Annotated in this window: 13 protein-coding genes and 1 tRNA gene; 9 read left to right on the top strand and 5 right to left on the bottom strand. The window is 42.4% G+C overall.

Annotation, left to right across the window (positions count from 1 at the left end; all coding sequences use genetic code 11):
• Positions 1–12: 12 nt before the first annotated feature.
• From NVS78_RS01940 to NVS78_RS01950, 3 genes are all read right to left on the bottom strand, one after another.
• Complete coding sequence (locus NVS78_RS01940; RefSeq protein ID WP_286357678.1) at positions 13–3,366, bottom strand: SusC/RagA family TonB-linked outer membrane protein; 3,354 nt, start codon at positions 3,364–3,366, stop codon at positions 13–15.
• Positions 3,367–3,513: 147 nt separating this feature from the next.
• Entirely contained in the window at positions 3,514–4,677 is a 1,164-nt protein-coding gene (locus tag NVS78_RS01945; protein WP_286357679.1) for a FecR family protein, read from the bottom strand.
• A gap of 282 nt (positions 4,678–4,959) precedes the next feature.
• Complete coding sequence (locus NVS78_RS01950) at positions 4,960–5,496, bottom strand: RNA polymerase sigma factor (RefSeq protein ID WP_286357680.1); 537 nt, start codon at positions 5,494–5,496, stop codon at positions 4,960–4,962.
• Positions 5,497–5,622: 126 nt separating this feature from the next.
• On the opposite strand from NVS78_RS01950, the gene NVS78_RS01955 reads away from it, so the two are divergent.
• From NVS78_RS01955 to NVS78_RS01985, 7 genes are all read left to right on the top strand, one after another.
• Positions 5,623–6,402 (top strand): TatD family hydrolase, encoded by a 780-nt coding sequence (locus tag NVS78_RS01955; RefSeq protein ID WP_286357681.1) that lies wholly within the window; start codon positions 5,623–5,625, stop codon positions 6,400–6,402.
• Between the two features lie 34 nt (positions 6,403–6,436).
• Positions 6,437–7,477: an asparaginase gene (locus tag NVS78_RS01960; protein WP_041503460.1), complete on the top strand. Its 1,041-nt coding sequence runs from the start codon at positions 6,437–6,439 to the stop codon at positions 7,475–7,477.
• A 128-nt stretch (positions 7,478–7,605) separates the two neighbouring features.
• A complete protein-coding gene (locus NVS78_RS01965) occupies positions 7,606–8,418 on the top strand; it encodes a MotA/TolQ/ExbB proton channel family protein (RefSeq protein ID WP_059026741.1) in 813 nt (270 codons plus the stop codon).
• 6 nt (positions 8,419–8,424) lie between these two features.
• Positions 8,425–8,871, top strand: a complete 447-nt coding sequence (locus tag NVS78_RS01970) for a hypothetical protein (protein WP_041503096.1) — start codon at positions 8,425–8,427, stop codon at positions 8,869–8,871.
• Positions 8,872–8,902: 31 nt separating this feature from the next.
• Complete coding sequence (locus tag NVS78_RS01975) at positions 8,903–9,484, top strand: ExbD/TolR family protein (RefSeq protein ID WP_286357682.1); 582 nt, start codon at positions 8,903–8,905, stop codon at positions 9,482–9,484.
• Complete coding sequence (locus tag NVS78_RS01980) at positions 9,484–9,948, top strand: ExbD/TolR family protein (RefSeq protein WP_286357683.1); 465 nt, start codon at positions 9,484–9,486, stop codon at positions 9,946–9,948. Before NVS78_RS01975 ends, NVS78_RS01980 begins: the two co-directional genes overlap by 1 nt.
• A gap of 124 nt (positions 9,949–10,072) precedes the next feature.
• Positions 10,073–10,144 (top strand) — tRNA-Arg (locus NVS78_RS01985).
• Positions 10,145–10,291: 147 nt separating this feature from the next.
• On the opposite strand, the gene NVS78_RS01990 is transcribed toward NVS78_RS01985, so the two are convergent.
• Positions 10,292–10,432 carry a hypothetical protein gene (locus NVS78_RS01990; RefSeq protein WP_286357684.1) on the bottom strand — a complete coding sequence of 47 codons (141 nt, stop codon included), beginning with the start codon at positions 10,430–10,432 and terminating at the stop codon, positions 10,292–10,294.
• 40 nt (positions 10,433–10,472) lie between these two features.
• A complete protein-coding gene (locus tag NVS78_RS01995; protein ID WP_286357685.1) occupies positions 10,473–11,084 on the bottom strand; it encodes a hypothetical protein in 612 nt (203 codons plus the stop codon).
• Between the two features lie 203 nt (positions 11,085–11,287).
• Here NVS78_RS01995 and NVS78_RS02000 point away from each other — a divergent pair, with 203 nt between their 5' ends.
• Together NVS78_RS02000 and NVS78_RS02005 are read left to right on the top strand one after the other, a co-directional pair.
• Positions 11,288–11,521, top strand: a complete 234-nt coding sequence (locus tag NVS78_RS02000; protein WP_286357686.1) for a hypothetical protein — start codon at positions 11,288–11,290, stop codon at positions 11,519–11,521.
• A gap of 29 nt (positions 11,522–11,550) precedes the next feature.
• A complete protein-coding gene (locus NVS78_RS02005) occupies positions 11,551–11,730 on the top strand; it encodes a hypothetical protein (protein ID WP_286357687.1) in 180 nt (59 codons plus the stop codon).
• Positions 11,731–11,798 lie beyond the last annotated feature (68 nt).

Below are 11,798 nucleotides of genomic sequence, written 5' to 3' on the forward strand. Positions count from 1 at the left end.
CTTCTTTTCTATTTAGAATCCTACATTTACCGTAAAACTAAAATTCCTCGCAAACGGATAGTTAATAGCCCGTTCCTCCTTCACACTTCTCCATTTCGCCAATCCATTCGCGTTAAAACTGATTTTCAAATTTCTCATCTTCCACTTCCGTATCAATTCGGAGTTAAAATAATACCCGACAGAAAGACTCGTGAAATCCAAACGATTATCATCCTGCACGAAACGACTGGTAGGATTCTGGGTACGATTTTCTCTGATATCGTAATAAGGTACGATATTCCCGGCCTGCTTCCAGCGGGCAGACAAAACTCGTTTATCCACGTTCTCCGTCGAAATCTGGGCATTCTCCACCTTATCCACCAAAGTAGAATTATAGGTTTGTCCTCCCCATTGATAACTGAAATAAGCGCTCATCGTGATCCCTTTATAGGCAAGATTCACCCCAAAAGAACCTTGTGCATCCGGACTATTATCTCCCACGACGATCTGATCATTGGCATCCCAAGTATAAGTGGACATCCCGTTCTTTTTGATAAATCGTTCTTTTCCGTTAGCAGGATCGATCCCGTCCGAAGGAACGGCATAAATGGCACTCAAAGATTTTCCTTTATAATAAAAAGCCACCGGGCGACTCAACACATCACCGTATTGAGGTTTTTCTCCTCCTTCCGTATACTCTTTCTCGTATTCGTCCAAAATCTTTTGGTTATAGGTATTCATCTCTTCGCTCAAAGAGGTGATCTTACTCTTGTTAGAAGCTAAATTAGCATTCACCGTAATCATACAATCCTTATTCTGGAACACGGTAGCGTTCATCTTCAATTCGAATCCTTCGTTTAGGGTAGAGCCGGAATTTACCTTATAAGAAGAGAAACCCGAATAGGTCGGAATGTTGATATTATCGATCAAATTCCGTGTTTTATTTTGATAATACGATCCTTCCAAGAAAATTCGATCACGCAAGAAAGTTATCGATAACCCGACATCAAATTTATCTGTCGTCTGCCAGGTCAATTTCGGATTGCCCAAAGCTATCAAATTAGCTGCCGGTCCGGTATAAAACCAAGTATCCGTAGCCATTTTAAAAGTAGTGATCGCTGAATAGGGTTCAAACCCGACATTTCCAGTAGAACCGTATGTCACCCTCAATTTCAAACGACTGATTAACCAATTATCTTTCAAAAAAGCGTAATTATGAAGATTTATACCAGCTCCGACAGACCAGAAAGGAGCAAATTGTTTGTCTTTTCCGAAATCGGAACTACCGTCCAATCGGACAGAACCGTCAAACAAATAAATATCGTTATAAGAGTAATTCACCGATCCCAAAAAGCCTATTTTACGACTGGTCGATTCTGTTTCCTGTATCGGACTTGGTTGCTTTGCAGCAAATTGAGGTTTATTCATATTACCCAATTGAAAACCGTTCAAGGTAACAGACGTAGCCTCTGATTCATTTTCTGAAATTTCGACTCCGGCGGTTGCATTAATAAAATGCTTATCGATCATTTTATTAAAATAAAACATACCCTTCAAATTCCAGTTCCAATTTTTAGTATCGCTTCTTCTTAACTCTCCCTTATCTTCTGCAGTAGCACTTGAATAACCAGGATCGGCCGGATCCGTGAAATTCTCGGTTCTGGAAGTGACACTCCGGATTCCCAACGCCCCTTTAAACTGCAGACCTTCCAGTATTACGATATTCAATTGAAAATTATTCGTAATATCGTTTTGTCTCACTTTATTAAAGTAGCTATTCAGATTAGCCACTTTCCACAAAGGATTCGTTTTCGGATCCTGAACACCGATCACGATATCCTTCAGCAATCGTCCATTCTCATCGTAAATAGGAGAATAAGGTTGGGCCTTCGCATACTCCGTGTAGGGTCCATAAGGAGAGTCTTCGGAACGTGTTACCGAATAATTAACCGTATTCAATAACTGCAACCATTTACCAGCACGATAATCAAACGTCAATCCCGCCCCGTAGGTATGCCGGTAAGATCCCTTCATAACCCCGTTTTTACCCTCGTTATAATTCAAATCAAGACTATAACGAATATTTTCCACCCCGCCCGATAAGTTCAAGCTATGAGTATGACCGAATACATTTCGTAAAGGTTTCGACATCCAATCGGTATTTACCCCCCGCTGAATCTCTTTCAATTTCTCGTAATATTTAATCGTTAACGAATTTTGAGTATCCGGATTATCGGAAATATACAATCCTGACAGACGTTCCACTTCCAATTTCTCTGCCGCATTACAAAGATTGTAATCGGATAGGTCGGGCATATCCACGCTACCGGAAAGGTTATAATAGATTTGCATCTCTCCCGGCTTCGGAGCCACCGAGGTTACCACGATCACCCCGTTGGCAGCCTGAGAACCATACATAGCCGTAGCGGCAGCATCTTTCAAGATGGTCATACTCTCGATACGGTTGATATCCATATCGTAGATTTTCTGTACATCCACCTCGAAACCGTCTAAAATAAAAATCGGCAGATTAGGATTATTCTTTAGATTCGTACGTTGTGTCATCCGCTCTTTCTCGATATCCAATCCTTTCTGTTGTCCGATAGAAGTTTCACCCCGAATGTTAAATTCCGGCAAAGCATTCGGATCGGATCCCCATAGTTTATTCTCTTTAATCCGGAAAGAAGGATCAAAGGTTTGCAAAGCCGCAATCACGTTCCTGGCATTCACGTTCATCAGCTGATCTCTTGTCACGGTAGTAGCATTTCCGGTAAAACTCTCTTTCCGCACATTCAAATACCCCGTCACCACCACATCCTGCAATTTGACCTTATCCTCTTTCAGGGTCACGTTGATGGTGTCTTTACCGACATATTTGATCTCCTGGGTTTCCATTCCCATAAATGAAAAGACCAACACGATATCTTTTCTCTCCGGCAATTTCAATGAATACCTTCCATTGAAATCGGTGGCTGTTCCCAACTTCGTTCCTTTTATCAGAACGGTTACCCCGGGCAAGGGAAGCTTTTTTTCGTCGATGACTTTCCCGACGATACGGATCTCCTTTACCTTATCGTCGGGAACGACGGGTTTTAACACGATCACCGCATCCTGAATCACGTAGGTCAATCCCGTTCCTTTCAGACAAACCTTTAAAATCTCTTCGATCTTGGAAGCTTTTAATTTGACATCGATCTTTCCGACCTTGTCCAAATCCTCCTGATTGTACATAAAGGTAAAATCCGTCTGACGCTCGATTGCCCAAATCACATCTTTCAAATAAGCGTCCTTCATTGAAAGAGTCACCTGTCGTTCATTCTGGGAATAAACCGCCCCGCGTACATTCAACATTCCGAGAAGAACAAAAAACAGTGTCCATCTTGACATAACCCATGCTTTTTTTAATCTCCCGGATGGATCCCGGAGAGACATCAGAATTTTTTTCATAAATTTGTTCTTTAAATTGCATTAATAGATTATTTCGCTCGGGCGAGATAGTCCGGGCCGGAGATGCTGGTAACATCTCCGGCTTTCTTATCGATCCCGCTTTACTTTTAAAATCTTTCCTTCCTTATGGATTTTTATTTTACCGTTCAGTTCGAATATCCTCAATAGGGGATCGATCATTTCATGACGTCCCATGTTAAACCCGAAACGAAATTCCTTAACTTCCTCGTCTTCATAAACGACTTTCACATCATACCACCGTTCCACATCACGCATGATATCTTCCAACCGAACGTCCCGGTACCGGAATTTACCGTCTTTCCATGCCGTACAGTAACTCACATCTACTTGCTTCAATTCCGTTTTACCCGTGCTTTTGTTTAAAATAAACTGATCGTTGGGAGTCAATCGTCTGACTCCGCCGATTGTATTGCCGGAAACCGCCACGGCCCCTTGTACCAGGGTGGTGGTCACATCCGTTTCATCCGCGTAGGCTGAAATATTAAATCGCGTACCTAAAACCGTCACATCGTAAGAAGCCGTTTTCACGATAAACGGTTTCTCCGGGTTTTCCGCCACGATAAAGTAAGCCTCCCCCTCCAATTCCACCTCCCGTATCTCCCCGGTAAACCGGATCGGATAGCGAATTTTAGTCATCGAATTCAAATAAATCAACGTACCGTCGCTCAGGCTCAATTGATATTCCCCGCATTTCGGCACCGTGATTTCATTATACTCCACCGTGTCCGAAATCTCCGCGAGGCAAGTATCGCTATACGTAAGCTGGTAGCCGGTATTATAAATAAAGGTCCGTTCTTTTTCCGTACTGATCGTTCCGCTCATGGTCTCCAAATCGATCTTCTGACCGTCGGCCAACGTCAGTACGGCTTTAGACGCCCCCGGAAGGATCGTACTCATCGGGGCAACGGATAGTTTTTTATCCGGTTCCCGGTTCACAAAAAAATAAAAAGCAACACTTAAAGAAATCACAAGCAAAGCCGCGTAAGACAAGAAGTGCGAAAGAAACTTCCTTTGTCTTCTCCCGAATTGTTTTTCCTGGTAATTTTCCCAGCCTATTTTTTTATTAAAGGAAGAAAATTGTTCTTTTTTTAGCTTTCGATTCTCCTCACGCACAACACGTTCGAATAAAGCATTATTCTCCTCCGAAGATTCCCGCCAAACCTCTAACTCTTCCTTTTCCTCTTCCGTAGATTCTCCCGTCAGAAAAGCCGAAATCCATCGAGCTATCAAAAAAGGATCGTTTGATAATACAAAAATGGATTAAATACGGTTTTTTGTTAATTTGTTGATAACAAGAGAGAAAGACTTTTTTGCATGAAGAAAATAGAGAAAAAGGTAAAAGAAAAGAGTGAATCAAAAAACGATCCTTATTGGCATCCGTTCTTCGCCTATTACTTATATAACACAAAAACCCGTTTTTATGGGGAACGAAAAATGAACTTTTTTGCTTATTTTTTTAGTACGAATCGACAATTCTATTATAATCAAACGATTACATGCAAAGAAAAATAATTAAGGCAGGAAAATAAACACGAGATAATAATAATCTTTCAACGTTACTTTCAATTTCTTATAAGCGAGCTTCTTTAAGGTATGAACGGAACTTTCCGCTATTCCCATCTGTTTCGCTATCTCCGAATTTTTCAATCCGTCCAACGCCAATTGGATCACCTCCCGGGTCTGAAGCGGCAAAGCCTCCACGGCATTATAAAAGATACGATAAGCTTCTTCCTCTACCAAATTATCTACAAAAAACGCATCCGATTCAATGAGCGAAATATCTTCTCTTTTTTCCTTCTTATCGCGAATCGCATTGAGACAGTCGTTACGGACAACCGTATAAAGAAAAGATTTGACTTTGAAAAGATTATCAAAATCTCCGCGGCGATTCCAATATTTTATAAAAACCTCCTGCACGATATCGGCAGCCTGTACCTGATCTTTTACATAAGTCAGCGCAAATACACACAAGGCCTGATAAAATTCATCAAACAGTTCTTTAAAAGCAAGCTCATTGCCTTGTTGTATCCTCTCTATTACAATATTCATAATTATGCCGGAAGAATTGGGTCAAAATTAGCAAAAATCAAATGAAATCCAAATTTTCTTTAAATATTGAGATTCCCCCGATGATTCATTATCTTTGCTTCCGACTAAACAGTAAATAAATTCCGTATGTTTATAGATACGCATTCACACATTTATGCCGAAGAATTCGAAGAAGATCGGGAGCAAGTCGTGGAAAGAGCGTTGTCCGCCGATGTAAAATACATCATACTACCGGATATAGACCGGACGACCCGTTCTTCCATGCTGACACTCGCGGAACAATACCCGCGTATAATGCTTCCCTTACTCGGGGTTCACCCGACTTCCGTTAACGCCTCCTACAAGGAAGAGTACGCGGCATTTGAAAAACTTCTCGGGAAATATACGATTTACGGTATCGGCGAATGCGGTATCGATCTTTATTGGGATAAAACTTACTACAAGGAACAAATCGAGGTATTCGAAAGACAACTGCATATCGCCCGGGAAATGAACTTGCCGGTCATCATTCACTCAAGAGAATCCTTGTCCGAGATTTTTACCGTGCTAAAACGCCAACATTACAATATGAAAGGGATACTCCATTGCTTTCCCGGCAACACGGAAGACGCGAAACGCGCCGTTGACCTCGGATTCCTTTTAGGGATCGGGGGAGTAGTTACCTACAAGAAATCGCTTATGGCCGAAGTGGTCAAAGAAATCGGAACGGATCGCCTCGTATTGGAAACGGATGCTCCTTATCTTACCCCGGTTCCTTACCGAGGAAAAAGGAATGAAAGCAGTTATATTCCGTATATAGCCGCTAAAATTGCTGAAATATTAGGGGTTGACGTAAAAAAAATAGAGACGACCACGTCAAACAATGCAACTAATTTATTTAATTTGCATAGTGAATGGTGCGAATAAAATTATTCCTGTTTTAAAATCCAAAACCTCGTTTATGGAAAAACCAGTATTAATCATATATACCGGGGGAACCATCGGTATGGTAAATGATCCTGAAACCGGGGCATTGTGTCCGTTCAATTTCGACCAGATTGCATTGGAAGTTCCGGAAATCAAAGAGTTCGGCTTTCTGATCGACAGCTACACCTTACCCGAGATCATCGATTCTTCCGACCTTCAACCCGGACTATGGAAACAATTATGCCAGATTATCCTGACAAATTACGATAAATACCAGGGGTTCGTAATTCTACACGGTACCGACACGATGGCTTATTCGGCCTCGGCCCTGAGTTTTATGCTGAACAACTTAGACAAACCCGTGGTTTTTACAGGTTCACAACTACCCATTGGAAAAATCAGAACGGACGGAAAAGAGAACCTGATCGCCGCCGTAGAAATTGCCGCGGCATACGACGAAGGCAAAGCGATCGTACCTGAAGTTTCCGTGTTATTCGGCGACAAACTATTCCGGGGAAATCGTACCACGAAGATCAATGCCGAGAGCTTCGACGCCTTCCAATCGTTTAATTATCCCCCTTTAGCAAAAATCGGGATTCATATACATTATAATTACGGTGCTATCGATTACACCCCCCGCACGGAATCCGTTTCCGCTTTCTGCGATGTAGATACGAATATCGCCATCCTTAAAATATTTCCGGGTATGCGTCCCGAAATCATGGACGCCATCATGAATATCCCCGGATTAAAAGGACTCATTTTAGAAAGCTACGGTTCCGGAAACGCTCCCACGAATAAAGTTTTTCTTAACAAAATAGAGAAAATATTACACCGCGGAATATATGTTTATAACGTGACCCAATGCCAGGGCGGAAGCGTGGAAATGGGAAAATACGAGACCAGTAGGGAATTATTAAATTGCGGGGTGATAAGCGGTTATGATATCACGACAGAAGCGGCGGTAACCAAGATGATGTACGTGTTAGGCAAATATAAAGACCCTAACGAAATAAAAAAATGTTTAAATAACACGCTTAAAGGAGAAATATCCCCAAAACGCATTGGCTTTTAACATTTTTTTTATACCTTGCCGCTCTAATTTGTGGTGGAAAGAGAGAAGAATAGAACGAAATGGAGAAGAAAACAAAATATAGAGTTAAATTTTAATTATTTATAAACTAAAAATCAGTTAAATAGATCATGAGAAAATTATTTGCACTAATAGCAGTTTTTGGAATGCTTACTATTGGAGCATCATCTATGCTAATGGCACAGGAAAACGAGACAGTAAGTGTCGATATCCAAACCACGGAAACAGAACAACCTGCAACAAGCACCCCGACCCAATCCATGGATGACGAAGAAAACATCGAGAGTTCTTCATTCCACGCGGTAGTAAAACAAAAATTCATCGAAGGTGGTGCCGCTTTCATGAGCTTCGTTATCTTGGCTCTAATCTTCGGTTTGGCTATTTCTATCGAGAGAGTTATTTATTTGAATTTGGCTTCTACCAACTCTAAAAAACTGATCGACAAAGTAGAAGATGCTTTGGAGAATGGAGGAGTTGAGGCTGCCAAAGAAGTTTGTAGAACGACAAGAGGCCCTATCGCAAGTATTTTCTATCAAGGACTTTCCCGTTACGACCAAGGTATAGATATGGTTGAGAAATCGGTTGTATCTTACGGATCCGTTCAAATGGGATTATTGGAAAAAGGTATGTCTTGGATTGCCTTGTTTATCGCGTTGGCCCCGATGTTAGGGTTCTTGGGAACTGTAATCGGTATGATCGACGCTTTCGATAAAATCCAGGCTGCAGGTGATATTCAACCGTCTTTGGTTGCAGGAGGTATTAAAGTTGCATTGATTACGACCGTTGCCGGTTTGATCGTTGCCATGATTCTTCAAGTGTTCTACAACTATTGTGTTGCAAAAATCGAAGGAATCGTGAACGACATGGAAGATGCTTCCGTAACTTTATTAGACATCCTTGTAAAATATAATCAAAAACACTAAATCACCATGCAGAAGATTAATAAGTTATTGAATATCCTAACCATTGTAATGCTCGTAATTACAGTTGTGTTGATTGGATTGTTTTTTGGAGGAGGAGATCTTCCAAATGCCCAATACACCACTCCTGTTTATACGGACCAATTGATATGGTGGGCTTATATTCTGTTCGGACTTAGTGCTGTGGCAGCATTGGTATTCCCTATTGCCAGACTGTTTACCAGACCGAAACAAGCAATCAAGAGTCTTATCGCCCTCGTGGGGATCGTTGTTCTCGTGTTAATTGCTTATTCATTGTCCGACGGTACATTATTAGACATGAAGGGTTACGATGGACCGGATAACAATCCGAGTGCATTAAAGTTTGCCGATACCATCCTGTTTACCATGTATTTCTTGGGAATTGGAGCGATCGGGTCTATTTTTGTAACAGAAATTATCAGAAGATTGAGATAACTCGTTCTTCCGAATAAATAATAAAAAGAATATGGCAAGAAAAACACCGGAAATTAATGCCACGTCAACGGCAGATATTGCCTTCTTGTTGTTGATTTTCTTCTTGGTATCAACGACAATGGATGTTGACTCGGGATTGTTCAGACGGTTACCGCCCATGGCGCCGGAGAATCAAGCTCCTCCGAAATACGCCAAAAGAAATATTCTGGAGATATTGGTAAATAGAGATGACCTCTTATCCGTAGAGTCAAAGATAATTGATATATCCGAATTAAAAGAAAAGGCGAAAGAATTCATTCTGAACCCCCAAAACAAAGACAATCTACCGGAAAAAGTGAGCAAGGATGTTCCTTTCTTCGGTAAGGTGGATGTCTCAAAAGGTATTATTTCTTTGCAAAGTGACCGAGGTACTTCTTACAAAATGTATATTGCCGTGCAAGACGAACTTGCTGCCGCGTATAATGAAGTAAGAGACGTAATGGCCATGAAGCAATGGGGAAAAAAATATACCGAATTATCAGAAGAACAACAGGAGGCTGTAAGGCAGATCGTCCCGACAGCCATATCCGAAGCTGAACCGAGAAACATCGCAAAGAAAGGAGGGAAGAAATAATGGCTAAGTTTAACAAAGGAGGAAACAAAGAGACCCCTGCTATCTCAACAGCATCTCTTCCGGATATCGTATTCATGTTGTTATTTTTCTTCATGGTAAGTACGACGATGCGGGAAGTAACTCTTATGATTGAAAATGCGATGCCAGAAGCCAGGGAGATTACCAAGTTGGAGAAGAAATCCTTGATCAGTAATATCTATATCGGGAAACCCAAAGCACAGTTTATCGGTGCTTACGGAAGTGAACCTCGCATTCAGCTAAATGATAAGCTGGCCACGGTCGGAGATATAGCTGAATTTGTTTACGCGGAACAGGAAACCCGGAAAGAAGAAGATAAAAACAGGATTACCAATAACTTGAAGATCCAAGCAGATACTAAAATGGGTATCGTAACAGACGTAAAACAGGAATTACGTAAAGTCAATTCTTTGCGCGTGAGTTATGCCACTCGTAAAAAGCTATAATATCTCTATGACGAATAGAGGTAAAGGGGACATTCGTCCCCTTTTTTATTCTCAACATCCTTTCCGAATCTAAAAAAAATGATTAGATTTGTCCCCGGAAAGTCAAACAGACCATCCGGCTCACGGTTCCGTAGTTCAATGGATAGAATGAAGGATTCCGGTTCCTTTGATTGGGGTTCGAGTCCCCACGGAATCACAAGATCAAAAACCCAAAATACTAATATTCAGTGTTTTGGGTTTTATTTTTGAGGCTTATTTTGTAAATTTGCACAACGAATGCGCAACGGAATAATAAAATAAGCGGCTGGTTAGAGCCGCTTATACACACAATAAAGGTAAATGATCAGTTTTCGGAGGGCTGTTTTGTGGATTTTTTGCCCTCCTCTTCCTCCAATTTTTTTTTACGCTTCTGGATGTGGGAAATTCCCAACGTCAGGATCGTGAGAATGATGTCCCATAATGTCGATCTCCAATTGGTTGCCATAGTTGCCTCCTTTCTTTTTGTGCGGAGCTATTTCCGCAGGTTATGAGCCGGCCGATTCTTCGGCTATGTTTGTGACGGTGGTCTGACGAGCGGATGCGTAACCGCTCAGGGTGTTGATGGCATAGATTTGTACCTGTACTTTGTCACCGACGGAAGGAGTTCCGAATTGGGCGGTGTACTTTTCGGTGATGACAGCCTCGGAGGCTCCACCGGCAACCGTTCCCACCTGCCGGAGTCCGTTAATGTTGGTGCTTTGACCGACAGACAACGGAGTGATCCAAACTACCAGCACGTCGTTTTCTTCGATGTTTCCCTCCAAGGCGATTTTCAATTCTGAACCTGAAAGATTTACGGCTTTGAAGTCCGGAAGCAAACCGGTCATGTTATCCACCGGGGTGGTTACCGGGGTGGTGATTCCGATTAGTTCCAGATTCATGTTACAACGGACGTAAAGGTTGAAGCCGCTGATTTTACCGGATATGCCATAGTAGGAACTGGAAGCGGAAACGACTTTTGCCTTTTCGGCACAGAGAGCGCGTTGCTCATCGGTTAAGTCCTGCCAGTTCTTTGCAAAGCGGGTGAAGTTCTGACGGACGACGCACTGGTAGTCTGTATCGGTGTAGGTCGGGGTAACTTTGTTACGTACGACCAAATGACCGGCGGAATGGGCGGCGGTGATGTTGCCGGTTGAGCCGGTGAAGTCTTCAAATAATTCGTTTGTCTTTGCTTTCATGGGTGTGGATTTTATAGGGTTATTAAATGGGTATTCACAATATAGATTTATTTGCAGTACCTTATAATCTGTGCGTATGGCTTTAACATGAGTGAAAGGATAATGCGTAGGATCGGTTTTGGGTGAGCGATGCCGGTGGTATGCCGGAGGGAAGTAATCCGTTTTCTTATTATACTTTTAGCGCCGTGAGAGGACGATGGAAAAAGAACGGAGGCGGCTGTTGGCGCAATTGCAGGAAGGTGGAAAAGGCGGTGCGGTGGGGTGTGATGGGCTTCGGTGCGCCGTCCTCCGGAGACATGGGCGCACCAGCCGAATGGCTTAGCGGGAACGTGGGGTATGCCGGCGTAAAGAGGTAGAGAAAAGAGAATAAGTTTTTATCCCGGCATTGCAGGACGTTAGCAGAAGCGAAGGGGAGTGTGGCGTGGAGATTCACGGGGTATCAGGGCCGCGTATAGGACGGTGTGACGGATGGGTATGGCTGGGATGGCAGAGTGCGGTATCAGGGATTTGCGGGTTTGGCGTGGGTTGGGGTGGAGCTTTCTGGAAACATAATCTCAAATTATAGGACTTTTAAGTGTGAGCGGAGCGAACGAACCTATAATTTCGATTATGTTAAAAGAAAGCGGGACGGAC

The organism is Gabonibacter chumensis, from assembly GCF_024741215.1.
Classification (GTDB): Bacteria; Bacteroidota; Bacteroidia; order Bacteroidales; family Marinifilaceae; genus Gabonibacter; species Gabonibacter massiliensis.